We start from the raw sequence: 24,715 nt of genomic DNA on the forward strand, positions 1-24,715 counted from the left end.
TGGAGGTCAGAAATGAACATCAAGAGCCTTCTTCTCGGCTCCGCTGCAGCTCTGGTTGCAGCTTCCGGCGCTCAGGCCGCCGACGCAATCGTCGCGCCAGAGCCCGAAGCCGTTGAATATGTTCGCGTTTGCGACGCATACGGCGCTGGCTACTTCTACATCCCAGGCACCGAAACCTGCCTGCGCATCCATGGTTACGTCCGTTACGACGTAAAGGGCGGCGACAACGTCTATTCCGGTCAGGACCGTGAAGGTTGGGATAAGGGCGCTCGTTTCGCGCTCCGCACCTCGACCGCTTCGGAAACCGAACTCGGCACGCTGAAGACCTTCACCGAAACCCGCTTCAACTATGCTTCGGCTAATTCGCGTGAAGACGGCGTTTATGGCTCGAACTCTTCCGACGTCGTTATGCAGTTCGCTTATATCGAACTCGGCGGCCTGAAGGTCGGTATCGATGAGTCGGAATTCCACACCTTCACCGGTTACCTCGGCGACATCATCAACGATGACGTGGTCTCTGCTGGCGCATACCGCACGGGCAAGATCTCGTACACCTTCACTGGCGGCAACGGCTTCTCGGCTGTGATCGCTCTTGAACAGGGTGCGGACAACGACGGTGGCTTTACGGGCGCTGGCGACTACGCAATCGACGGCTACATGCCACACGTTGTTGGCGGCCTGAAGTATGCTGGCGGCTGGGGTTCGATCGCTGGCGTCGTGGCTTACGACTCGGTCATCGAAGAGTGGGCTGCCAAGGTTCGTGGCGACGTCAACATCACCGACCGCTTCTCGGTTTGGTTGCAGGGTGCATACGCTTCGGAAGAAAATCCGGACCAGATGTACGGCCAGTGGGGCGGCGATTGGGCTGTCTGGGGTGGTCTGAAGTTCAAGGCAACCGACAAGGCTGTCTTCAACCTTCAGGGCGCGCATGACGATTGGGGCAAGACCGCAATTGCTGCTAACGTTGCTTACGAGCTGGTTCCTGGCTTCACCATTACGCCAGAAATCAACTACACCCGCTTCAGCAACGACTGGCGCGCCTATGACGGTGGCATCACCGAAAAGGACGCAATCGGCGGCACCATCCGCTTCCAGCGTTCGTTCTAATCCTTTACGGATTGGTTACAGGAAACCCGGCAGCTCAGCTGCCGGGTTTTTTGTTGTTCTCTGATTCGAACGGCTCTTGCATTTGTGGAATGTCCTGTCTTTGTACGAACGAGCTATTGAAATGCGCCGCTCGGACGAAGCGGATCACAGACACGGAAGGTGAGGCGACATGAAAAGCTGGTTCTGGCCGGGGCTAACGTGGACCGCAACACTGACGGCGCTGGCGCTGTGGTTCGGCGTGGATCGTGTTCAGACCGATATTTCCAGCCGCACCTCCGAAGCGCTGGCGCCCTATGTCTGGACGGGTTTTGATATTGAAGGCCGCGATGTCACCCTGAAGGGCATCGCGCCCGACCCGGCAGCGCAAGATGCTGCACGTGCTGCATTGAGCGCTGTGTGGGGAGTAAACGACATCACCGACCTCACATCGGTTCTGCCTGCCGCGTCGCCTTATGTTTTTAAGATAGAGAAGAGCAATGACGGCTTGGTCTTCACCGGCTCTATCCCGGAGAACGCCTTGCGCGACCGCATCATGGAGGCTGCGGAAGCGGCTGCACCGGGCCTGTCGCTCGACGATGAAATGGCGCTGGCGCGCGGCAGTTGGCCACAATTTTCCGACGGTGTGCTGTTTGCGCTCTCTTTGACCAAGGGACTTGCCGGTGGCGAGATAACGATCACGGACGGATCGCTTTCGATAAAAGGGAAGGCGGCCAGTGCTGAGCAATATCGGTCGATGGCGGATATTTTGTCCAAGCCGCTGCCATTCGATTTGAAACTGGCGGCATCAGATTTGGTTGAGCCGTGATTCTGCGGATTAAAGCTTCCGTTGCGGTAGGTTAATCCAGCGACTTTCCTGTTCGAAAATGACAGTTTCGCTGTTTCAATTTTTGCTTTCTTATTATGACTGACGGATTGGAATTGATCTATGAAACCCAGTGCAGGTTTTGATGCTTTATCTTGCTGAAACATTCTGGCCCGTTCTTCTCGCGGCGGTATTGATCGGTATCGTTGTCGGATGGCTGAGCGGTCGTAAATAGAGCCGCCATTCCGAACTGCGTGGGCTTCAAAAGCGAGCCTGGAGAATAAAATGCGCCGAATCGAGAGGTTAGGGCGCGTAGTACAGAATACGAGGGAAACCGATATGCCGTTGCTGATCATTCAACTGGCGATCCTTGTTGCAGTGGCGTTTATCGTCGGATGCGTTCTGGGCAGATTGTTCCGACGCAAGAACAAGGCCATGACCGACGAGGAACGCACAATCGTCGCGGCTGCGCTTTCGGCACCAGCCGTGGATGAGAAGCCGGAGCTGGTTCAGCCTGCGCCTGTGAAAGAGGCGGTGACCGCACCGCTTGCGAAAGACAAGAAGCCCGCAAAGGCGAGCGCGCCGAAGAAAGCGCCTGTGCCGGATGCCGAAGTCGTTGGCGGGCCGCTGCCGGTGCAGCCGTTCCAACCGGAAGAACAGAGTGTGCCGGATGATCCGGGCCGCCCGGAACTGCTGGATGCGCCGCGCGAAGGCAAGGCAGACGAACTGACCGCGATCGGCGGAATAGGCAAGGCTATTCAATCGATTCTGAATGGGCTTGGCGTCTATCATTATGACCAGATCGCAAACTGGTCGGATGAGGAAGCTGCATGGGTCGAACGTCACATAGGGTTCCCGCGCCGAATCGTGCGCGAAAACTGGATCGGCCAGGCAGAAAGGCTTGTGGAGACCACGATCAAGCCAGCGGCCAAACGGCCAGCCAGAGCCAGGAAGGCTCCAGCCAAGCCGAAAGCAAAGCCTACGAAAAAATCCGACGCATAATCGGAACCGCTCTAGCGGCGCCCGTAAACCAGATCGGTTTCAATATCGGCGGAACCGGTCAGGCGCGCTTTATAGACCTCGTAATTTTCCATCACGCGCTGCACATAATTGCGCGTTTCCGAATAGGGAATGCGCTCGATCCAGTCCACGACCTCTTCAATCGACTGGCCGCGCGGATCGCCATATTTCTCGACCCATTCCGAAGCGCGGCGCGGTCCAGCATTATATCCGGCGAAAGTCAGCACATAAGAACCGTTGAAACGGTCGAGCTGTTCACCCAGGAAATGCGCGCCGAGCGTCGCGTTATAGCCTGCGTCGCTCGTGAGGCGCGGTGCAGAGAAGGGCATGCCGTTGCGCGTTGCGACGCTCTTGGCGGTCGCAGGCATCAGCTGCAACAGTCCGCGTGCGCCGGCCTTCGAAACTGCGCCGACATTGAACTCGCTTTCCTGACGCGCGATGGCATAGGCAAGCGCCTTGCCCGAGCCGCTGATATTGGCGCTGGCCGGAATGGCGCCGAGCGGATGCGAAAGCGCACCCACATCCAGCCCGCGCAGGGCTGCGGTTTTGCCGACACGCAGTGCCAGATAATGGTTCTCGTTGCGCTCTGCCATGACGGCCAGCAAAGCCAGTTCGCCGACACTGTCGAGTTCCTGCGAAAGCTGCATATAGATGGATGTCGCCTTGGTGGCATAACCGATTTGTTCGAGACGTTTGATGGCTTGCACCGCATGGCGGTTGGCAAAGCGCGCGCGATCCGTCTCGGTCGGCTTCGGATAGATCAGTTCCGGCGCCTTTTCATCCAGCTTGGCTGTGGAAAGCTGGCCATAGAATGTCGTGCCGAAATGGGCCGAGCGACGATAAAAATCACGGGCATTGCCGCCGCTTCCCGCATCCGCAGCGCGTCCGAGCCAATAATAGGCGCGGGACGCGGAAATTGGACGGGCGGAGATTTCGGCAATTCTGGCGAAATGCGGTGCGGCAGTCTTGGGTTGCTTGAGCGCGCGGAGCGCATACCAGCCAGCATGAAATTCCGCTTCGGCGGCAACCGCTGGCGATTCGGCTGCATGGGCCGCGACTACCTTATAGGCCAGTTGCGGCTTGCCGAGATCGAGCAACTCGCGCGACAGAATACGTCGTTCGGTCCACCATGCGTCCGGATCGACCAGCATGGCTGCCTGACGCGGCGCTTTCAGCATCAACTCGGTCGCGTCATCATAGCGCTCAGTGCGACGCAGATAGCGAATCTTCAAAAACTGATAGGCCGCATTCGCCTGCCATGAACGGTCCACGGCGGCAATCGTCGCCGCTGCGGTGGGCGATTTCTGCGAGACGGCTGCAAAAGCATTATACAGCGACTGGGCCTGCGCGGGACCGGCAAGCAGTTTTGCCGATGCCATACGGTCATTATAGATCGCGCGCAGAAAACGCCGCTGATGGTCTTCCCGTGTCAGGATGCCGTTGAATTCCTTCAACACTTTCTGCTCGTCTTCAGACGAGAGGCGCTGCGTTGCCCACCAGGGAGACAGGAGTTCGCGGGCTTTGCCGGGATTGCCGATACCGACATAGGCGCGAGCGAGCACGATCATGCCTTCGGTAGTCACCGGGCGACGGCTGCCAAATGCCGCCATGACGGTTCCCGCAGGCGGGTTTTCCTTGAATAGAGCGCGTTCAGAATTGCGCTGAAGCGTGGAAATGCCGGGCCAGCCGGGCAGTTCGGCAGTCGCAGCGGCGATTTCGCTGCTGGTGACGCCTTCGACGCCCGAGGTCGCAATGGCCCAGGTCAGAATCTGCCGGTCGAGCGAACCGCGTGGCATGCCGTTGCGAAAGGCAACCGCACTTGCAACATCTTTCGAATAAAGCGCATCAAGCCCGCTTTTCAGCGTGCCGCCAATGGCCGCCGGGTTTTCCACGCGGCTGAATGACGAGGTGATAACCGGATCGGGCGGTGTGGGACGCGGCGTTGGCGTCACCAGATTCATCGGCGACGCTGGAGACGGTGCTGCGGCAGGCGCAAACGGGCGCGCGAGCGGGGTCGGCACTTGGTTCGGCAGTGACGACTGCGCAAACGACGCCGACGGCTGCACGGCAACCGCAATAAGGCATCCTGCAAGCAGGGCTTTTCGTCTGATACTGATCGCTACGACTTCTTTGGACATCCGCACTCTGAAACAAAAATCCGGCCAGCCGGGACTTGGTTGCTGCAAAATATGTTAGCAAAATTCGGCTTTTGTTAGCCTTTCATTTCGCCCGCATATTTTGTCGTCAAGGATAGGCCCCAAGGAATGAAACTATGATTAATAAAAGCTTTATAAGATAGTGCAAACGGCGGCGAAACGGCCATGCGGAATACCGGGCTTTACGGGCTGTCGGGATGAGCGAAGATAACATTGGAATAAAGCCGGAATTTTCGTCGCAAATCTGCCGTAATACCCCTGTTTTCCGCTTGCAATGTGCTTGCTCCATTCGTGCTGCAAGACTATTGTTCAACGCCTCCGCAAACCGCATATGAGGTCGAGCGCCCCTGCGGTTTGAGGTTCTGTCTATCTTTTTCAGGAGTTACTGATGCTGAAGGGCTCAATTACCGCGCTTGTCACGCCATTCGATCGTGAAGGAGCGTTCGATGAAAAAGCTTTTCGTGCATTCGTTGACTGGCAGATAAAAGAGGGCACCAAAGGTCTGGTTCCCGTTGGCACCACCGGCGAAACGCCGACGCTTTCCCATGACGAGCACAAGCGCGTCATCGAGGTCTGCATCGAAGTGGCCGCCGGTCGTGTGCCGGTTATTGCGGGGGCCGGCTCGAACAATACTGTGGAGGCGATTGAACTCGCGCAGCATGCGGAAAAGGCTGGCGCCGACGCCGTGCTGGTGGTTACACCTTATTACAATAAGCCGACCCAGCGTGGACTTTACGAACATTTCTCGCAGGTTGCGCGTTCGATCTCCATTCCGCTCATCATCTACAATATTCCGGGCCGTTCGGTCATCGACATGACGCCGGAAACGATGGGCGCTCTGGTGCGCGATCACAAGAACATCATCGGTGTGAAGGACGCGACCGGCAAGATCGAGCGCGTTTCAGAACAGCGTGGCACCTGCGGCAAGGATTTCATCCAGCTTTCGGGCGAGGATGCGACCGCGCTCGGCTTCAACGCCCATGGCGGGGTAGGGTGCATTTCGGTGACGTCGAACATCGCGCCGCGTCTATGCGCCGAGTTTCAGGATGCCTGCCAGGCTGGCGATTTCGCCAAGGCGCTGGAACTGCAGGACCGTCTGATGCCGCTGCACAAGGCGCTGTTCATCGAGCCGAACCCGTCTGGCCCGAAATATGCGTTGTCGCGTCTTGGGCGCGTCGAAAACAGCCTGCGCTCGCCAATGGTGCAGGTCGAAGCTTCGACGGCGGAGAAGATCGATCACGCCATGAAGCATGCAGGTCTCATCAACTGAGCAGGCATTAGCGTGGCTGCTCGTTAAAAGAATTGCAAGCTGCTGATTTTTACGCTCCCGCCGTCGCGGAGCGTTTTCATTTTAAATGCAACACATTATATAGTGCAGTTATGAACAAGCCGAAGAATTCCCCTGCACGCAAGATCATCGCGGAAAACCGCAAGGCGCGCTTCAATTTCGAGATTTTGGACACGCTCGAGGCTGGTCTGGTTTTGACCGGCACCGAGGTGAAGTCCCTGCGCGCCAATCAATCGAATATCGCTGAAAGCTATGCCAGCTTCGAGAATGGCGAGTTCTGGCTGATCAACTCTTATATTCCGGAATATACGCAGGGCAATCGCTTCAACCACGAGCCGCGCCGTTTGCGGAAGCTTCTGGTGAGCAGCCGCGAAGCATCGCGCCTGTTCAACTCCGTATCGCGCGACGGTATGACGGTTGTTCCGCTGAAGCTCTATTTCAATGATCGTGGACGCGCGAAGTTGGAACTCGCCGTGGCGCGCGGTAAAAAGAATCATGACAAGCGCGAGACGGAAAAGAAGCGCGACTGGGGCCGCGAAAAGGCCCGCTTGCTCCGCGACCGGGGCTGATCGCTTTCCAAAGAAAAAGAGCGCCGTCAGGCGCTCTTTTTGATTCAGATAGAAGAGTGGATCGCTCGTCGGGAGGGCTCAAAATTCATGCTGGTGCATGGATCGAACCCTGACCGATATCAATAATTCTCTTCGAGATCGTCGTCCTGGCGGCGCGGGGCGCGTTCCGAAGGGTCACGACCGATTTCAGCTTTCAGCGAAACAAGATCGATGAAATGATCGGCCTGACGGCGCAGTTCATCGGAGATCATCGCGGGCTGGGTCGTCAGCGTCGAAACGACGGAAACCTTGCGGCCCTTGCGCTGCAGGGCTTCTGCGAGCGAACGGAAATCGCCGTCGCCGGAGAAGATGACGAAGTGATCAACCGTGTCAGTCAGCTGCATGGCATCGACGGTGAGTTCGATGTCCATATTGCCCTTGACCTTGCGGCGACCGGTCGAATCGGTGAATTCCTTGGCGGCCTTGGTGACCACCTTGTAACCGTTATAATCCAACCAGTCGATCAGTGGGCGGATTGAGGAATATTCCTGATCTTCAACAAGCGCCGTATAATAATAAGCGCGCAGCAAATAACCGCGCTTCTGAAACGCCTTCAGAAGCTTGCGGTAATCGATGTCAAAGCCCAGGGTCTTGGATGCTGCGTATAAATTGGCGCCGTCAATAAAAAGCGCAATTTTTTCACGAGAATCGAACATCGTGCAATATATCCACTCTACAGCCTAACGGGAGTGTGGACCGTCGACCGCGTATTCAGATTTGTTTCACAAACGTCGGCTGGCGAAATATTTCTACCAATAGCGTTTATAGCGTTTCTAAGGACATATTATAGAAAAACAAGCAACCATAGGTTGTTATTTTAGTGAGCTAATTTACCTAATGTAGCAATTTCGATATGAGAACGAATTTTGGTCTGCTTAATATTGTTCCATTTTGAAATGCGATGAGATATTATGCGGTATATCGTTAAAAATCGAGGGTATATGAACGGATTAAGGCTATTTAACGCCTGTAATCCCGCTTTGGCTTGTAATTTCGCCCGACAGGCGTTATGTGCTGAAAAAAATCCGTTTAAAGTTCGAAAATGAAAGGGACCGTGTATGGCCCGCGTCACTGTTGAGGACTGCGTAGACAAAGTCGAGAACCGATTCGAGCTGGTTCTGCTCGCCGGTCATCGCGCCCGCCAGATTTCCCAGGGCGCTTCGATCACTGTCGACCGCGACAATGATAAGAACCCCGTCGTTGCGTTGCGCGAAATCGCCGACGAAACGCTTTCGCCGGACGATCTGAAGGAAGACCTGATCCACTCGCTGCAGAAGCATGTGGAAGTGGATGAACCGGAAGCTGCCGCTCCTGCCCAGATCACGTCGTCGTCCGACGAACTGGCTGAAGGCATTGCCGATGCTGCCGAGGAAGACATTGTGTCTTTCGACCGCATGTCGGAAGAAGAGCTTCTGGCCGGTATCGAAGGTCTGGTCGCTCCGGAAAAGAACGACGACTTCTAATCTGCTTTCGGGTTGCCTTTTTATACACGCGCTGCGGCTCATCAGGCCGCGGCGCGTATTTTTACGCGCGTGAACATAAAATGATCGCTGCGGCGGCTTGCAGGAAATTGATTTCTGTCTGAAATTAATCCTGTTGGCAGAAAGTCGGTGCTAAAGCTCGCAAAACACTCGATAATTTGCGAAGTTGTGCTCGGTTGGGGTGTGATTGTGTTGCGGTGTGGCCGCGAACCACCCGGCGTTGGTTTGAGGGAGTTGTCGTAGATGATGCGCCAGTATGAGCTTGTGGAGCGTGTGCAGCGATACAAGCCGGATGTTAACGAGGCGCTTCTCAACAAGGCATATGTCTATGCCATGCAGAAACATGGCAGCCAGAAACGTGCTTCCGGCGACCCTTATTTCTCTCATCCTCTCGAAGTCGCGGCCATCCTCACGGACATGCATCTGGATGAGGCGACGATCGCCATCGCGCTTCTGCACGACACCATCGAAGACACCACCGCGACCCGTCAGGAAATCGACCAGCTGTTCGGACCGGAAATCGGCAAGCTCGTCGAAGGACTGACCAAGCTCAAGAAGCTCGATCTGGTTTCCAAGAAGGCCGTGCAGGCGGAAAACCTGCGCAAGCTGCTTCTGGCCATCGCCGAAGATGTGCGCGTGCTTCTGGTCAAGCTTGCCGACCGTCTGCACAATATGCGCACGCTCGGCGTCATGCGCGAGGACAAGCGCCTGCGCATTGCCGAAGAAACCATGGATATCTATGCGCCGCTCGCTGGCCGCATGGGTATGCAGGACATGCGCGAAGAGCTGGAAGAGCTGGCTTTCCGCTATATCAATCCCGATGCATGGCGCGCGGTTACGGACCGTCTGGCTGAACTTCTGGAAAAGAACCGCGGTCTTCTGCAGAAGATCGAAAAGGACCTGTCCGAGATTTTCGAGAAGAACGGCATCAAGGCCAGCGTCAAGAGCCGCCAGAAAAAGGCGTGGTCGGTGTTCCGCAAGATGGAAACCAAGGGTCTGTCCTTCGAGCAGCTTTCCGACATTTTCGGTTTTCGTGTCATGGTCGATACGGTACAGGATTGCTATCGGGCGCTGGGGCTGATCCATACGACGTGGTCGATGGTGCCGGGGCGGTTCAAGGATTATATCTCAACGCCGAAGCAGAACGACTATCGTTCGCTGCACACCACCATTATCGGTCCGTCACGCCAGCGTATCGAACTGCAAATCCGCACCCGTGCGATGGATGAAATCGCCGAGTTCGGCGTGGCGGCGCATTCGATCTATAAGGATCGCGGCAGTGCCAACAATCCGCACGCGATCTCGACGGAAACCAACGCTTATGCCTGGCTGCGCCAGACCATCGAGCAGCTTTCCGAAGGCGACAATCCTGAAGAGTTTCTGGAACATACCAAGCTGGAACTGTTTCAGGATCAGGTTTTCTGCTTCACGCCGAAAGGTCGGCTGATTGCACTGCCACGCGGTGCGACGCCCATTGATTTCGCCTATGCCGTGCACACCGATATCGGTGACAGCTGTGTTGGTGCCAAGGTCAACGGGCGTATCATGCCGCTGATGACAGAGCTGAAGAACGGTGACGAAGTGGATATCATCCGCTCCAAGGCGCAGGTGCCGCCTGCGGCCTGGGAATCTTTGGTTGCGACCGGCAAGGCGCGCGCTGCGATCCGCCGCGCGACCCGCTCCGCCGTTCGCAAGCAATATTCCGGCCTGGGCATGCGTATTCTCGAACGCGCCTTCGAACGCGCCGGAAAGCCGTTCAGCAAGGATATCCTGAAGCCGGGCCTGCCGCGTCTGGCGCGCAAGGATGTGGAAGACGTGCTGGCCGCCGTCGGACGCGGAGAGTTGCCGTCCACCGATGTGGTGAAGGCCGTTTATCCAGACTATCAGGATACGCGTGTCACAACGCAGAACAACCCCGCCAAGACCGGCGAAAAAGGCTGGTTCAACATTCAAAATGCTGCCGGGATGATCTTCAAGGTTCCCGAAGGCAGCGAAGGCTCCGAGGCCGATAAGGGCAAGGATCAGGAAACCGCGACGAAGCCGGGCAAGCGTGCTCTGCCAATCCGTGGCACCAATTCCGATCTGCCGGTGCGCTTTGCGCCGGAAGGTGCGGTGCCGGGTGACCGTATTGTCGGCATTCTCCAGCCTGGCGCCGGTATCACGATCTATCCGATCCAGTCACCGGCGCTGACCGCCTATGACGATCAGCCGGAACGCTGGATCGATGTGCGTTGGGATATCGATGAGACGATGCATGAGCGTTTTCCGGCTCGCGTCAGCGTCTCGGCGATCAATTCGCCGGGCTCATTGGCGGAAATCGCCCAGATTGTTGCGGCCAACGACGCCAATATTCACAATCTCTCTATGGTGCGCACCGCACCGGACTTTACCGAAATGATCATCGACGTCGAGGTGTGGGATTTGAAGCACCTCAACCGCATCATTTCCCAATTGAAAGAAAGCGCGAGCGTCAGCGGCGCCAAGCGCGTGAACGGATAGGACCAAAATGAACACCGAAGGCGTGCTTGCCGTCTTCCGCGAAGCGGGAGCGATCCTCGAAGGCCATTTCATTCTCACTTCCGGCCTTCGCAGCCCTATTTTCCTTCAGAAGGCGCGTGTGTTCATGCATGCCGACAAGACGGAAAAGCTGTGCAAGGCGCTGGCAGAAAAGATCAAGACGGCCAATCTCGGTCCCATCGACTATGTGGTCGGGCCGGCCATTGGCGGTCTTATCCCGTCCTATGAAACGTCGCGCCATCTGGGTGTGCCGTCGGTCTGGGTCGAACGCGAAAACGGCGTTTTCCGCCTGCGCCGCTTCGATGTGCCCAAGGGCGCGCGCGTGGTGATCGTGGAAGATATCGTGACGACCGGCCTGTCGATCCGCGAAACCATCGACTGCATGAAGGAGCTGGGCATCGAGGTTGTTGCTGCGGCCTGCATCGTTGACCGGTCGGCGGGCAAGGCTGATGTTGGCACCAAGCTGATCGCGCTTGCGGAATATGAAGTGCCAGCTTACCCCGCCGATAATCTGCCGCCGGAACTGGCGGCAATCCCGGCCATCAAGCCGGGCAGCCGCAATATTTGACGGTTATTTCTTGCCGGGAAGTTCTTTAGAAACGTTGTATATTAAAAGACTTTCTGGCTGGATATAATATAAGTGTTGATGCCGCAGGGCTATTAAAGCTCTGCGGTGAGATTCCCCTTTACGTGGGGCCTTTTATTTACGTAATCTAGATGGTTGATAGAAGAGTCCGATCAGTTCTCGCCGACAGGAATCCATCGTGGCTGTAGCACCTTTAGTTTTCGATCCGAAATCGCCTTTTCGCGCGCCGTGCGGCATCTGTGTCGACTGCGATGTGCGCCGTATGGCGGTTTGTGCTGCGCTCGACGACGGCGATCTTGGTGCGCTGGAAGCGATCATGACGTCCAAAAGGCTGGATGCGAACGAGATGCTGGTCGAGGAGGGTGAGCTGAAGGGGCGGGTCTTCAGCCTGACGTCCGGTATGTTGCGCATCTATACCTCTCTACCGGATGGGCGCCGCCAGATTGCGGGCTTCCTGTTTCCCGGCGATTATCTCGGTCTTGCCGACGATGATGTCTATTCGCAGTCGGCGGAAGCAGTGGTGCCTTCGGTCCTGTGTGCCTTCTCCACGAAGGAAATGGAAAATCTGATGGAGCGCTTTCCAAAGCTCAAGGAAAGGCTGCACCAGATGACGCGGGCTGCACTGCGCACCGCGCGCGACAACCAGCTCGTGCTCGGTCGTCTTGCGCCGGTGGAAAAACTTGCGAGCTTCCTGCTGGTTCTGTCCTCCCGCGCCGAAAAGCGCGGTGAACGCTCCAATCCGGTGCATCTGTCGATGAACCGTACGGATATCGCGGATTATCTGGGGCTTACCATCGAAACGGTGAGCCGAAGCTTCACCAAGCTGAAGAGCCAGGGCCTGATCCAGCTCATCGACGCCAATACGGTCGAAATTCTGTCGCGCCGTTCGCTTGCAGCTGTTGCGGGCATGGATTTCGACGCACTTTAAAACTGTCTAAAGTCGATCTGTTGTAATCGCTCTAATTCTTTGTTTTAGCGTATATTCTGCCTGATCGAAGCTGGGCCTGAAATCAGTCCGGTGCGCTGATTTCACCGTATAGGCGTGCAGCACTTCTGCTGAAAATTCTCCAGCTCCCAATACTCTGCTCATTCATCGTCACCCGTTGATTCAAATCAATGCGGGGTGCCGCGTTGCCCTGTAATTTCTACCATAAAGATTGATGCGGCTACAAAAGGGACGGCCGCGCGGTAAATGGGGAGAAAGACGGGTGCTCTTGTGGCTGGTCACTGCAACATTGGCTGTCATTCATGCGGTATACCGTGCCGCATCATGCCGTCCAGTCCTGCAGGCTGCAATTCCGGTTCAGGCATCGGCGTCTCCATTCGCACTGGCCGAGCTTCGCCAGTCCGCGCGCCGCGCGAGGTGGGTGCGCCATGCATGAAGAAGCGATAAAGCGTTACGCTGCACTTGCTGTTCCGCGTTATACGTCCTTTCCGACGGCTGCCGATTTCGTTCCCTTCGCATCCGAGACTGCGCATCGCTGGCTTCGCCAGATTGGCCCGGGCGAGGGCACCTCACTCTACATCCATGTGCCTTATTGCAAGCAGCTCTGCTATTATTGTGGCTGCCACGCCAAGGTCGCCATACGCGACGATGTCGTCGAGAGTTTCTATCATTCGCTATTGAACGAAATCGAAACGGTGGGCCATGTGCTGACCGGCCGTCCGCGCGTCACCCATCTGCACTGGGGCGGCGGAACGCCTTCGATCCTGAATTCTTCCCAGTTTCTGGAAATTATCACAGCGCTGCGCTCGGTGTTCGAATTTGCGCCGACGATGGAGCATGCCATTGAGCTTGATCCGCGTTCGGTCACGCCGGACCTCGTCAGGACGCTGGCTTTCATGGGCGTCAACCGCGCCAGCCTTGGTGTCCAGGATATCGATATTCGTGTGCAAAAGGCCATTGGCCGGGTGCAGATGATGGAAACCGTGTCGGAAGCCACATGGCTTTTGCGCGGTGAGGGCATCGAGAAAATCAATTTCGATCTCATCTATGGTCTACCGATGCAGACGGTGGACAGTCTGCGCCGCACCTGCGAGACGGTTGCCGCGCTACGTCCGGACCGCGTTGCCTGCTATGGTTATGCACATCTGCCGCAGCGCCGCGCCAACCAGCGACTGATCGATGCGAGCCAACTGCCCGACGCTGAAGCGCGCTTTGCGCAGTCGCGTGTGGTCGCCGAATGTTTTTCCGCTCTCGGCTACGAGCCGGTGGGTATTGATCACTATGCCTTGCCGGACGATGCGCTGGCCGTTGCTGCCCGCAAGGGTCTGCTACACCGCAATTTCCAGGGCTATACCACGGATCGAAGCCAGACCCTGATCGGTTTTGGGCCGTCCTCCATCTCGCAATTTCCGGGCGGCTATGCGCAGAACATTCCCGATATCGGGCAGTATCGCAAGACCGTCGATGCGGGCGAGCTTGCCACGGTGCGCGGCTATACGATGCGCGAAAGCGACCGGCTCCGTTCAGCAATCATCACCGCGCTCATGTGCAATTTTGAGGTCGATCTCGATGATGTGGCGCCGGGTATGGAGTTCTCTGATGAACTCGCCTTGCTGCGCCCGCTGGTCGCCGATGGTCTGGTCGAAGTGAAGGGCAGCCTCATCCGCGCTACTGAAGACGGCAAGCCGCTGATCCGCCTCGTCGCGGCGGCCTTTGATGAATTTCGCAGGGAAACGGTGCAAGGCTTCAGCTTCGCCGTGTGATCTGCATTTGATCGAGCGGTTCCGAGGAACCGTTCTGGAGATGCCGCTGTACCGGGCCGTCAAAAGGTCAGTGGCATGGGAGCGCCGCCGTTGGGGGACGTGCGGCGCTCCCCCTCTTCGGGGGAGCGCTTTTCAAGTTCGGGCTCAGGCTTTCGCTTTGCGGTTCTTTTCCAGCTTTGGCAGGAAGACGGTCAGAAGGCCGAGCAATGGCAGATATGAGCAGATCGTATAGACGAACTCGATGCCCTTGCGGTCGGCGACGATGCCAAGAACTGCGGCTGCGATGCCAGCCATGCCGAAGGCAAAGCCGAAGAACAGACCGGACACCATGCCCACACGTCCCGGAAGCAGTTCCTGCGCAAAGACCACGATGGCAGGGAAGGCCGAGGCCAGGATGAAGCCGATGATCACCGTCAGCACAGCCGTCATCTCAAGATTTGCGTAAGGCAAAGCCAGAGTGAAGGGCAAAACGCCGAGGATCGACACCCAGATCACTTTGCGCGTTCCGATGCGATCACCGATCGGGCCACCAAATATCGTTCCCGCGGCCACAGCGCCGAGGAAGAGGAACAGCAGGATCTGCGAGGTCTGCACCGACACGCCGAAATGGTGGATCGTGTAGAAGGTGTAGTAGCTCGTCAGGCTCGCCATGTAGATATATTTGGTGAAGATCAGCAGCGCGAGCACGGCCACCGTGGCGATTACCCGGTTGCGCGGCAGCGGCAGCGTCTTGTCAGGTTGCGCCCTGCGGGCATTGGCCAGACGATAGCGATTATACCAGTTACCGACATACCAGAGCAGCAACATGCCCGCCAAAGCCGCGATCGAGAACCACGAAACGCTGATCTGGCCGAAGGGCAGCACGACGAATGCCGCAAGCAGCGGGCCGATTGACGAACCGAAGTTCCCGCCCACCTGAAACAGCGATTGTGCGAAACCGTGCTTGCCGCCCGATGCCAGTCGTGCAACCCGCGATGCTTCCGGATGGAAAACGGACGAGCCGAAGCCGACGCAGGCCGCGCCCATCAGCAGTACCGAATAATGATGCGCGGTCGCCAGCAGCACGAGGCCGACGAGCGTGCAGCCCATGCCGAAAGACAGCGAATAAGGCATCGGCTTGCGGTCGGTATAGATGCCGACGAGTGGCTGCAAAATGGATGCCGTCATCTGGAAAGTGAAGGTGAGAAGACCAATCTGCCAGAAGGACAGGCTGTAATTGTCCTTCAGCATCGGATAGATGGCCGGAAGGAGCGACTGCATCATGTCGTTCAGGAAGTGGCCCATGCTTGTGGCCAATATGATGGTGAGGACCGTATTGTCCGCACCGCTGTTGGACGGCTGCTGCGCAGCACTCATGCTCATAATGCGACTCCTCGAACACATCCCGAAAAGCATCAGCGGTTTTCGGATAAGATGTGCGTTAAAATAAACGTGCAGAGCGCCGACCCAATTCAATCAGATCAAACGCATTTTATAAGAAGTATCCGTCTTTCGTTCCAACCTTCCCGCATATTGGAAAGAAAAGGAGCGTTTGGATGCCATTCCGAAAGGAGATTTCGTCAAGCGTACTCTCCAGTTCTCTCTTCATAAGCATATTGCTCGCCGCCCGCTTTCGTGATTTGGTCCATTACTTGTCAGAGTGGGCCAAGCTAAGCTGTTTAAGAACGAATTTGAGATGAAGCCGCCATCGCCATCACGTCTTTTCTTACCCGAGAGCGAGGAACTGCAAAGATTCCACGAAGACCGCGTGGCGATGCTGGAGACCATGACCGGGCCGGTAGTGGCGCTTCCGACGAAATATCCCGACGGCTATTTCGTACCGCTCCACAGCCATTCGCGTGCGCAGCTGTTGTGTGCTTCGCAGGGCGTCGTTCTGGTTACAACCAATGCCGGTCGCTGGATGATCCCCGGCGATCATGCCATGTGGATACCGGCTGGCATCGAGCATTCGGTCGAGATCGTCGGCGATGTCTATATGCGCTCGATCTATATCAGCACCGATGCCGTATCCGGCGTGCCCGACTATCTGCATGTCGTGGGGCTGACCGATCTGATGCGCTGTCTCATCATCGATGCGACCATGATCGACAGCATACCGGAAGCGGGCAGCCGCGACGCGCTGGTTATCGAACTGATCCTGCGTGATCTGCATACGCTGCCGCAAAGGTCGCTTGGACTGCCCATTCCGAACGACCCGCGCTTGCAAAAGCTCTGTCGCGACTTTGTCAAGAACCCATCTTCGCGCGTCACAATCGATGACTGGGCGGACAGGCTTGCCATGAGCAGGCGCTCCTTTACCCGGCATTTCCAGCGCGAGACAGGGGTGAGCCTTTCGGTGTGGCGTCAGCAGGCCTGTCTCTTCGCCGCCGTTCCCCGGCTTTCGGAAGGAGAAGCCGTAACCAGCGTGGCGCTCGATCTCGGCTATGACAGTGTTTCGGCCTTTACGACAATGTTTCGCCGCATGCTGGGCGTATCCCCTCGTCATTACCAGCCGAAACCAGAGCTGGCGCCGACAGAATACCGCGATGCATGATCGATAGGATGATCTAATAAAAGCAATTGTTTCCGCTCGAGGAGAGCAGTATTAAGAGCCCATGTTGTTCCAACGCCGAAATCCGCTGACCCGACGCGAGCGCCTGAGACTTATGCTCTGGCCGCGTCGCTCCTTTTCCCGTTCTTTCAAGTACGGGGGCAAGAGGATTCTGCGCATCACCGCGTCGCCGCATGCGGTGGCGGCGGGCCTGGCCGTGGGCGTCTTCTCGGCATTCACCCCGTTCTTCGGCTTTCATCTGATCATTGCGATTGTGCTTGCCTATTTTCTGGCAGGAAATATTGCAGCTGCCGCCATCGGCACCACGCTGGCCAATCCGCTGACATTGCCTTTCATCTGGGGAAGCACGTTCGAACTGGGCCGCTTCATCATGAATGGCAGTGTGGATGCTGCGCCGCCTGTGCATTTTGGCCGTGCTCTCGAAACGATGCATTTCGATGAAATCTGGACGCCGCTTCTGAAGCCGATGCTGTTCGGTTCGACAATTCTGGGCGCAGCCTGCGCCGTGCTTGTCTATTTTGTGACACGCTATGCTGTCTCGGGCTTTCGCCGTCGTCGTGTGGAGCGACTGGCTGAAAAGCACAGGCTGCACGGCGAACGGGGGCTGCAGCAAACATGATCGTCGGAATAGGCAGTGACCTTATCGATATCCGGCGTATCGAAAAAGCGCTTGAGCGGCACGGCGACCGCTTCCGCAATCGGGTTTATACCGAAATCGAACAGAAGAAATCGGATGGCCGCCAGCAGCGGGCTGCATCCTATGCCAAGCGCTTCGCCGCCAAGGAAGCCTGCGCCAAGGCACTCGGCACCGGCATTGCGCGCGGTGTGTTCTGGCGCGACATGGGGGTGGTGAACCTTCCCTCCGGCAAGCCCACCATGCATCTGACGGGCGGAGCCGCCACCCAGTTGCAGAAACTCCTGCCGCGGGGAACACGCGCTGCCATACATCTGACAATTACCGATGATTTTCCTCTCGCGCAGGCTTTCGTGATCATCGAGGCGTTGCCGGAACCGGCTTGAGCGGTTTTGGTAGCCTACACGAAACTTGTTGGGATTGTGACAGGTAAACTCCTGCTCATAATCGTGCGAGAAAGCAGTGCGCGGATTGCCTCACGCAATCTTAGCGGTTATTAGATCGCGTTATCGCAAGCGGAGAGACAATGAGCGTGTCCAGCAAGAGTGAAACCAAGAAGTCCGGCGGCCTCGGCGAAACCATCAGCGTTATCGTGCAGGCGCTGCTGCTGGCGCTGGTGATCCGCACCATTCTTTTCCAGCCATTCAGCATTCCATCGGGCTCGATGCGCCCGACGCTTCTGGAAGGCGATTATCTGTTCGTGTCGAAATATGCCTATGGCTATTCGCGCTTTTCGCTGCCTTTTGGTCTCGACCTTTTTTCGGGACGTATCTGGAGCGCGGAACCGAAGCGCGGCGACGTGGTGGTTTTCAAGCTGCCGAGCGACACGTCCGTTGATTACATCAAGCGTGTGATCGGCCTGCCGGGTGACCGCGTGCAGATGCGCGGTGGTGTGCTTTATATCAACGACCAGCCGGTCAAGCGCGACCGCATCGGCACCATCGACAATCCCGATGTGACGGAAGAAAACCGTCCGGTCGAGGTCTATCGTGAGACGTTACCGGATGGCGTGACCTACGACACGCTTGATCTTGCACCCAATTCCATCGGCGACGATACCCGCGTCTTCGAAGTGCCAGCCGGTCATTATTTCATGATGGGCGACAATCGCGACAACTCCCTCGATAGCCGCTTCGGCGTCGGCTATGTGCCGTTCGAAAACCTCGTCGGTCGCGCCAATATTATTTTCTTCTCCATCGCGGACAAAGCCAGCCCGCTGGAAATCTGGAAATGGCCGACCGATGTGCGTTTCAGCCGTCTGTTCAGTTCTGTGAATGCTGCGCCCCACACGGCCATCACCGGAAACTGAGATGGTTTCCGCAGGGCAGGCAGCATCCATTCTGGAAGAGCGCACAGGACACCGTTTTCTTAATTTGAAACGGCTGGAACGTGCGCTCACGCATTCAAGTGTACAGGCCCCATCGCGGGCGAATTATGAGCGGCTGGAATTTCTCGGCGACCGTGTGCTGGGGCTCGCTGTCGCAGAAATGCTGTTTGAGGCATTTCCCGAGGCTTCCGAAGGCGAATTGTCGGTGCGCCTCAATGCGCTCGTCAATGCCGAAACCTGTGCGGCGATTGCCGACGAAATCGGTCTCGCCAATTTCATTCACACCGGCTCCGATATCAAATCGCTGAACGACAAGCGCCTCATGAATGTGCGCGCCGATGTCGTGGAAGCGCTGATCGCGACGATCTATCTCGACGGCGGCCTTGAAGCCGCGCGCTCCTTCATTAAGCGTTATTGGAAGAAACGGTCGCTGGAGACCGGCGCAGGGCGCCGCGATGCCAAGACGGAATTGCAGGAATGGGCGCATCAGCAGGGCAATGTGCACCCGTCCTATTCGGTCTTGAGCCGCAGCGGCCCGGACCATGACCCGCTTTTCGTGGTCGAAGTTCAGGTGAAAGGCTTTGCGCCGGAAAACGGTGAAGGGCGCTCCAAGCGCATCGCCGAACAGAGTGCTGCAGAGGCCATGCTCTACCGCCAAGGCGTGTGGAAGCGCGACGAAACTATATGACGCAAGAACTCACGTTTTTTCAATCGAGATCGGTTATAATCGATCGATTGCGACAAATTTCGTTGTAATGACGACAGGTCGCACGGGAGGCGGGCGTGCCAAGGGGATCACGCTCTATAAAAATATCGTCTGGAAGGATGGACAATGAATAATCGGACGACACCGACAGAAAGCGAAACGGAAACCGGGCAGACCCGCTCGGGCTTTGTTGCGCTGATCGGGGCGCCAAATGCGGGGAAATCCACACTGGTCAACCAGCTCGTGGGCACGAAAGTATCGATTGTCACGCACAAGGTGCAGACAACACGCGCGCTGGTGCGCGGCATTTTCATCGAGGGGCCGGCCCAGATCGTTCTGGTCGACACCCCCGGCATCTTCCGCCCGAAGCGCAGGCTCGACCGCGCCATGGTCACCACCGCCTGGGGCGGTGCGAAGGATGCGGATATCATCCTGGTTCTGCTGGACGCGCAGGGCGGTCTCAATGAGAATGCCGAAGCGCTTTTGGAAAGCCTGAAGAATGTGCGCCAGAAGAAGGTGCTGGTGCTGAACAAGGTGGACCGCGTCGATCCGCCGGTTCTGCTGACGCTGGCACAGAAGGCCAATGAACTGGTGACCTTCGATCAGACATTCATGATCTCGGCATTGAATGGTTCGGGCTGCAAGGATCTGGCGAAATATTTGGCTGAAAACGTGCCGAACGGCCCGTGGTATTATCCGGAAGACCAGATTTCCGACATGCCGATGCGCCAGCTCGCAGCCGAAATCACCCGCGAGAAGCTTTACCTGCGCCTGCATGAAGAACTTCCCTATGCCTCGACCGTGGAAACGGAACGCTGGGAAGAGCGCAAGGATGGCTCGGTTCGTATCGAGCAGGTCATCTATGTCGAGCGCGAAAGCCAGAAGAAGATCGTGCTTGGTCACAAGGGCGAGACGGTGAAGGCGATTGGCCAGTCGGCGCGCAAGGAAATCTCGGAAATTCTCGAACAGACGGTTCACCTGTTCCTGTTCGTGAAAGTGCGCGAAAACTGGGGCAATGATCCCGAGCGCTATCGCGAAATGGGACTTGATTTCCCAACCTGACAATCAAAACTGACCTCTATGGAATGGCATGATGAAGGCATAATTCTCGGCACACGTCGTCATGGTGAAACCAGCGCCATTGTCGAAGTGATGACCCGTGAACATGGCCGACATCTGGGCATGGTGCGCGGCGGGCGATCTCGCCGCATGCAGCCGCTGCTCCAGCCCGGCAACCATGTCGATATCGGATGGTGGGCGCGGCTGGACGAGCATATGGGCAGTTTCACTATTGAGCCGCTGGGCTTTGCCGCAGCCCGGCTCATTGAAACGCCTGTCGCGCTTTATGGCATCCAGCTTGCGGCCTCGCATTTGCGGCTCTTGCCGGAACGCGACGCCCATCGCGGCCTTTATGAAACGCTGCGGCTGATCATCGAGCATTTTGACGATCCGCTCGCGTCCGGCGAATTGCTGCTGCGGTTCGAAGTCATGATGCTGGAAGAGCTGGGCTTCGGCCTAGATCTCAAGGAATGCGCCGCCACGGGCCGCCGTGAAGAGCTGATCTATGTCTCGCCGAAATCCGGCCGTGCCGTTTGTCGCGAGGCTGGCGCGCCTTGGGCCGACAAGCTTTTGGCCCTGCCTGCTTTCGTCAATGACACGGCAGTGCGTGCATCGTCGTTTGACGACATCGACCAGGCCTTCAAGATGACGGGTTATTTCTTCCTGCGCCATGTCTGGGAACCGCGTGCGCAGACGCCGCCCGATTCCCGTGGGGGTTTTTTAAATGCGCTCAAACGCGGACAGGCAGGCTGAAAACTTCACCTTCAAAGGCTTCCGCACCGCGACCGATCGATTGGATCGCAGCAGCCATCCGACCATTACGTCCCAGAATCTCATCTGCAATCTCGATCAGGCGGATATTCGGCGTGGCGGAAGGCGACCGCTTCCGCAATTCGTTTGCCAGCCCTGCGTCGTCGCTTTGCGGATTGAGCGCTAGGGCCGCGATATAGGCGGCTGCGGTTGAACGGGAAATGCCCGCATAGCAATGGATGAGCAGCGGCGCGTTTTTGGGCCATGCGCGCACAAAGCCGAGCAAGGCTTGCACGTGGCTTGCATCCGGCGCGACCATGCCTTCGCGCGGTTCGGTAATGTCGTTGAATGTCAGCACCAGACGCCGCATAGCATCGCTTTCCGGCAATGCAGGAACTTCCCCGCTGGTCAGCGTTACGACATGGCTTGGCCGATGATGCTCAAGCTGTAGAGCCAGTTGGGAGAGGGGGCTGACGGCGATCAGCGTCATGAGCCGCTCTTGCGCTTTTCTTCCAGCAAGGCGAAGCGCGCCAGAAAATCGCTCTGCACGCTTTGCGTCGGGCGTGGGGTAAGGTCCAGATTGGCTGGATCGAAGCCGCGCGGGCGACCGAAATATTTGATGGCTTCCCCTTCGCTGAAACCGGCCAGTCGCGTGGCTTCGAAAAACGCGGCAATCTGATCGGCACGTTTTACCAGCGGTTTCAGCTTTGCCGACAATGTTGCAGGCAGGGAAAAGCGGTGATGAATGGCGGTTTGCAGACGTGTTTCAATCAGCTTGTAATTGCCGCCCATCACCGCCTTGAACGGCGAGATCATGTCGCCGATGACATATTCCGGCGCATCATGCAGCAGCGTCAGGATTTGCCATTCGACGCTTGCATCGGGCACGAGGCGATTGAATATCTCTTCCACCAGCAGGGAGTGCTGGGCGACGGAAAACGCATGTTCGCCGACAGTCTGCCCGTTCCAGCGCGCCACACGGGCGAGGCCATGCGCAATATCCTCGATTTCCACATCGAGCGGCGAGGGGTCGAGCAGGTCCAGCCTGCGGCCCGACAGCATGCGTTGCCAGGCGCGCGCTTTGCCGGATGATTGATCCGCCGCCGCCATCAGGCGTTGCCTGCTTCGATTTCCGGGAAGCCGAACCGAACATGAGGCGGGAGGCTCAGTTCTAGCGGTGTTTCGCCAGCGAGCAGGGGCGTACCTGCATCCATTGCATCCTTGACGCGGTCGATGCGCACAAGCGCGATGCCAACGCCATTTGCAGAACTGCCGAGATTGCCGACTTCACGTCCGTCTGCCGTAATAGGTGTGCCGAGCGGCGGCAGATTGCCTTCCGACTTGGCGACCAGAACCCGGCGTCGCGGTTTGCCGCGATGCTGCATACGCGAGACGACTTCCTGTCCGATGAAGCATCCCTTCGGGAAGGTGACGCCGCCGATCTGGTCGAAATTGACGTCATGCAGAAACACATCGCTATAGGCAAAATCGGCTTCGCCTTCTGCGATACCATATTCGGCGCGCAGCTTCGTCCAAGCCGATGCGTCGGCATTTTCACCGGCCTGACCATAGGTGCGAAGCACGTTCAGCTCAGCCGGAAAGCGGGAATCGCGCTTTGTTGAATCATCTTGTGAAGGAGCGGAATCAGTTTGCCAGGAAACGCTGACAAGTGATTCCGGCAATTGTGTAATTTCCGCTTTGGCGCGCAGGCGATAGAATGTCATGCGCTTGCAGAAATCAGCTGCAATGCTTGCGGGCATGTCGAAGCGCAGGCCGTTTTCAATACGCGAGACAAGGAAATCGAACAGGATCTTCCCCTGCGGCGTCAGCAGCGCACCCGGCTTGGCTTCGTCTGGGCCGAGCTTGTCCAGATTGGTCGTGATCACGGCTTGCAAAAACGTTTCCGCGTCTTCGCCGGTGATGTGGACCAGTGCTCTGTTGGAAAGATTGATCGTTTCGGCTGCCGTTGTCATCGCTTCTTCCTTGCGTTTCGCGCCTTCGTTACGTAATCCCCATTGGAAAGGCTCGCAAGTCCCATCAGCAGCGTAGGAGAGCACAATGGCCGAGACGTTCGACACGATTCTGAAAGGCGCAACCCTCGTCAATCATGACGGCACCGGGCAGCGCGATATCGGTATTCGCAACGGGCGTATTGCCGCTATCGGTTCTCTGGGGCAGGCGTCGGCGGGAGAAGTGATCGACTGCACCGGCCTGCATATCCTGCCGGGCGTCGTGGACAGCCAGGTTCATTTCCGCGAGCCGGGTCTGGAGCATAAGGAGGATCTGGAAACCGGTTCCCGCGCCGCCGTGCTGGGCGGGGTTACGGCTGTCTTTGAAATGCCGAACACCAAGCCGCTGACCACGACCGTCGAAACGCTGGAAGACAAAATTCGTCGCGGACGCCACCGCATGCATTGCGATTTCGCCTTTTGGGTTGGCGGCACACGCGACAATGCGAAGGACGTTGCCGAACTGGAGCGCCTTCCGGGCGCCGCTGGTATCAAGGTATTCATGGGTTCCTCGACCGGCGATCTGCTGGTTGAAGACGATGACGGTGTTCGCTCCATCCTGAAAAGTACACGCCGCCGCGCTGCCTTCCATTCGGAAGACGAATTCCGCCTCAAGCAGCGCGAAGGTTTTCGCGTGCAGGGCGATCCGTCCAGCCATCCGGTTTGGCGCGATGAAATTGCCGCGCTGCAATGCACGGAACGTCTGGTGCGCATTGCGCATGAAACCGGCGCACGCATTCATGTGCTGCATATCTCCACGGCTGAGGAAATCGACTTTCTGCAAGCGCATAAGGATGTTGCGACCTGCGAAGCAACCCCGCATCACCTGACGCTTTCCGCCGATGAATACAAGACGCTGGGCAATCTCATCCAGATGAACCCGCCGGTGCGCGACAAACGCCACCGCGACGGCATCTGGAAGGGTATCGATCAGGGTATCGTCGATGTGCTGGGCTCCGACCATGCCCCGCATACGCTGGAAGAAAAACAGAAGCCTTATCCGGCCTCGCCATCCGGCATGACCGGCGTGCAGACGCTGGTGCCAATCATGCTCGACCATGTGAATGCGGGCAAACTCTCGCTGGAACGCTTTGTTGATCTGTCGAGCCACGGCCCGAACCGTATTTTCGGCATGTCGCGCAAGGGCCGCATCGCTGTCGGCTATGATGCTGATCTGACCATTGTGGACATGAAGCGCCGCGAAACCATCACGCATGAACAAGCAGGCTCAAAAGCTGGCTGGACGCCTTACCACGGCAAGACCGTCACCGGCTGGCCGGTCGGGACAATCGTTCGCGGCATCAAGGTGATGTGGGATGCGGAAATCGTGAACCCGCATCAGGGCGAGCCGGTCGAATTTATCGAAGCTCTGCCGCGCGGATAATGGGTTTTCACGCCGTTCGAA

24 protein-coding genes are annotated in these 24,715 nt (G+C 57.3%); 18 read left to right on the plus strand and 6 right to left on the minus strand.

The window, feature by feature from the left end; translation table 11 throughout:
* Positions 1 to 12 precede the first annotated feature (12 nt).
* The 3 genes from HWD97_RS12105 to HWD97_RS12115 all read left to right on the plus strand — a co-directional run bounded on the left by HWD97_RS12105 (position 13) and on the right by HWD97_RS12115 (position 2,911).
* Positions 13 to 1,107 (plus strand): porin, encoded by a 1,095-nt coding sequence (locus tag HWD97_RS12105; RefSeq protein WP_121535555.1) that lies wholly within the window; start codon positions 13 to 15, stop codon positions 1,105 to 1,107.
* Positions 1,108 to 1,276: 169 nt separating this feature from the next.
* On the plus strand, positions 1,277 to 1,912 hold the full coding sequence (locus HWD97_RS12110; RefSeq protein ID WP_371835061.1) for a BON domain-containing protein: 636 nt from the start codon (positions 1,277 to 1,279) through the stop codon (positions 1,910 to 1,912).
* Positions 1,913 to 2,248: 336 nt separating this feature from the next.
* Positions 2,249 to 2,911 (plus strand): 50S ribosomal protein L21, encoded by a 663-nt coding sequence (locus HWD97_RS12115; RefSeq protein ID WP_371835062.1) that lies wholly within the window; start codon positions 2,249 to 2,251, stop codon positions 2,909 to 2,911.
* A gap of 11 nt (positions 2,912 to 2,922) precedes the next feature.
* On the opposite strand, the gene HWD97_RS12120 is transcribed toward HWD97_RS12115, so the two are convergent.
* The gene (locus HWD97_RS12120; protein ID WP_371835063.1) at positions 2,923 to 5,067 is read right to left on the minus strand and encodes a lytic transglycosylase domain-containing protein; all 2,145 of its coding nucleotides are present in this window, start codon (positions 5,065 to 5,067) and stop codon (positions 2,923 to 2,925) included.
* Positions 5,068 to 5,473: 406 nt separating this feature from the next.
* On the opposite strand from HWD97_RS12120, the gene dapA reads away from it, so the two are divergent.
* Entirely contained in the window at positions 5,474 to 6,355 is an 882-nt protein-coding gene (gene dapA / locus HWD97_RS12125) for a 4-hydroxy-tetrahydrodipicolinate synthase (protein ID WP_109368638.1), read from the plus strand.
* A 110-nt stretch (positions 6,356 to 6,465) separates the two neighbouring features.
* Positions 6,466 to 6,942 (plus strand): SsrA-binding protein SmpB, encoded by a 477-nt coding sequence (gene smpB, locus HWD97_RS12130; protein ID WP_109368639.1) that lies wholly within the window; start codon positions 6,466 to 6,468, stop codon positions 6,940 to 6,942.
* 119 nt (positions 6,943 to 7,061) lie between these two features.
* On the opposite strand, the gene HWD97_RS12135 is transcribed toward smpB, so the two are convergent.
* Positions 7,062 to 7,637: an NYN domain-containing protein gene (locus HWD97_RS12135; protein ID WP_109368640.1), complete on the minus strand. Its 576-nt coding sequence runs from the start codon at positions 7,635 to 7,637 to the stop codon at positions 7,062 to 7,064.
* Between the two features lie 402 nt (positions 7,638 to 8,039).
* Between HWD97_RS12135 and rpoZ the strand changes: the two genes are divergently transcribed.
* From rpoZ to hemN, 5 genes are all read left to right on the plus strand, one after another.
* Positions 8,040 to 8,444: a DNA-directed RNA polymerase subunit omega gene (gene rpoZ / locus HWD97_RS12140; RefSeq protein ID WP_109368641.1), complete on the plus strand. Its 405-nt coding sequence runs from the start codon at positions 8,040 to 8,042 to the stop codon at positions 8,442 to 8,444.
* A gap of 261 nt (positions 8,445 to 8,705) precedes the next feature.
* Positions 8,706 to 10,961 (plus strand): bifunctional (p)ppGpp synthetase/guanosine-3',5'-bis(diphosphate) 3'-pyrophosphohydrolase, encoded by a 2,256-nt coding sequence (locus HWD97_RS12145; protein ID WP_109368642.1) that lies wholly within the window; start codon positions 8,706 to 8,708, stop codon positions 10,959 to 10,961.
* A gap of 7 nt (positions 10,962 to 10,968) precedes the next feature.
* A complete protein-coding gene (pyrE, locus tag HWD97_RS12150) occupies positions 10,969 to 11,547 on the plus strand; it encodes an orotate phosphoribosyltransferase (protein WP_109368643.1) in 579 nt (192 codons plus the stop codon).
* A 280-nt stretch (positions 11,548 to 11,827) separates the two neighbouring features.
* The gene (locus tag HWD97_RS12155) at positions 11,828 to 12,493 is read left to right on the plus strand and encodes a helix-turn-helix domain-containing protein (RefSeq protein WP_210261576.1); all 666 of its coding nucleotides are present in this window, start codon (positions 11,828 to 11,830) and stop codon (positions 12,491 to 12,493) included.
* A gap of 446 nt (positions 12,494 to 12,939) precedes the next feature.
* Entirely contained in the window at positions 12,940 to 14,274 is a 1,335-nt protein-coding gene (gene hemN, locus HWD97_RS12160) for an oxygen-independent coproporphyrinogen III oxidase (RefSeq protein ID WP_371835064.1), read from the plus strand.
* A gap of 144 nt (positions 14,275 to 14,418) precedes the next feature.
* Here the strand turns inward: hemN and HWD97_RS12165 are convergent, their stop codons facing one another.
* A complete protein-coding gene (locus HWD97_RS12165) occupies positions 14,419 to 15,636 on the minus strand; it encodes an MFS transporter (protein ID WP_121535571.1) in 1,218 nt (405 codons plus the stop codon).
* A 313-nt stretch (positions 15,637 to 15,949) separates the two neighbouring features.
* Between HWD97_RS12165 and HWD97_RS12170 the strand changes: the two genes are divergently transcribed.
* From HWD97_RS12170 to recO, 7 genes are all read left to right on the plus strand, one after another.
* Positions 15,950 to 16,807, plus strand: coding sequence for a helix-turn-helix domain-containing protein (locus HWD97_RS12170; protein WP_121535574.1), 858 nt, complete (start codon positions 15,950 to 15,952; stop codon positions 16,805 to 16,807).
* A 61-nt stretch (positions 16,808 to 16,868) separates the two neighbouring features.
* Positions 16,869 to 17,444, plus strand: a complete 576-nt coding sequence (bspA, locus tag HWD97_RS12175) for a type IV secretion system effector BspA (protein WP_109368648.1) — start codon at positions 16,869 to 16,871, stop codon at positions 17,442 to 17,444.
* Complete coding sequence (gene acpS / locus HWD97_RS12180) at positions 17,441 to 17,845, plus strand: holo-ACP synthase (RefSeq protein ID WP_371835065.1); 405 nt, start codon at positions 17,441 to 17,443, stop codon at positions 17,843 to 17,845. Before bspA ends, acpS begins: the two co-directional genes overlap by 4 nt.
* Before the next feature lie 140 nt (positions 17,846 to 17,985).
* On the plus strand, positions 17,986 to 18,768 hold the full coding sequence (gene lepB, locus HWD97_RS12185) for a signal peptidase I (RefSeq protein ID WP_371835066.1): 783 nt from the start codon (positions 17,986 to 17,988) through the stop codon (positions 18,766 to 18,768).
* Between the two features lies 1 nt (position 18,769).
* Positions 18,770 to 19,474 (plus strand): ribonuclease III, encoded by a 705-nt coding sequence (gene rnc, locus HWD97_RS12190; protein ID WP_121535583.1) that lies wholly within the window; start codon positions 18,770 to 18,772, stop codon positions 19,472 to 19,474.
* Positions 19,475 to 19,618: 144 nt separating this feature from the next.
* Positions 19,619 to 20,554 (plus strand): GTPase Era, encoded by a 936-nt coding sequence (gene era, locus HWD97_RS12195; RefSeq protein ID WP_140024844.1) that lies wholly within the window; start codon positions 19,619 to 19,621, stop codon positions 20,552 to 20,554.
* A gap of 18 nt (positions 20,555 to 20,572) precedes the next feature.
* Positions 20,573 to 21,304 carry a DNA repair protein RecO gene (gene recO / locus HWD97_RS12200; RefSeq protein ID WP_140024843.1) on the plus strand — a complete coding sequence of 244 codons (732 nt, stop codon included), beginning with the start codon at positions 20,573 to 20,575 and terminating at the stop codon, positions 21,302 to 21,304.
* On the opposite strand, the gene HWD97_RS12205 is transcribed toward recO, so the two are convergent.
* From HWD97_RS12205 to HWD97_RS12215, 3 genes are read right to left on the minus strand one after another with little or no spacing between them, the layout of a single operon-like run.
* Positions 21,282 to 21,791 (minus strand): tyrosine phosphatase family protein, encoded by a 510-nt coding sequence (locus tag HWD97_RS12205; RefSeq protein WP_371835067.1) that lies wholly within the window; start codon positions 21,789 to 21,791, stop codon positions 21,282 to 21,284. The genes recO and HWD97_RS12205 overlap by 23 nt on opposite strands.
* Positions 21,788 to 22,411 carry an HD family hydrolase gene (locus tag HWD97_RS12210; protein ID WP_319080392.1) on the minus strand — a complete coding sequence of 208 codons (624 nt, stop codon included), beginning with the start codon at positions 22,409 to 22,411 and terminating at the stop codon, positions 21,788 to 21,790. The genes HWD97_RS12205 and HWD97_RS12210 overlap by 4 nt, the downstream gene beginning before the upstream one ends.
* Positions 22,411 to 23,361 (minus strand): folate-binding protein YgfZ, encoded by a 951-nt coding sequence (locus tag HWD97_RS12215; protein WP_371835095.1) that lies wholly within the window; start codon positions 23,359 to 23,361, stop codon positions 22,411 to 22,413. Before HWD97_RS12215 ends, HWD97_RS12210 begins: the two co-directional genes overlap by 1 nt.
* Between HWD97_RS12215 and HWD97_RS12220 the strand changes: the two genes are divergently transcribed.
* Positions 23,360 to 24,694: a dihydroorotase gene (locus HWD97_RS12220; protein ID WP_371835068.1), complete on the plus strand. Its 1,335-nt coding sequence runs from the start codon at positions 23,360 to 23,362 to the stop codon at positions 24,692 to 24,694. The two genes, HWD97_RS12215 and HWD97_RS12220, sit on opposite strands and share 2 nt — an antisense overlap.
* Positions 24,695 to 24,715 lie beyond the last annotated feature (21 nt).

This window comes from Ochrobactrum sp. C6C9 (assembly GCF_022627935.1).
GTDB lineage: Bacteria > Pseudomonadota > Alphaproteobacteria > Rhizobiales > Rhizobiaceae > Brucella > Brucella teleogrylli.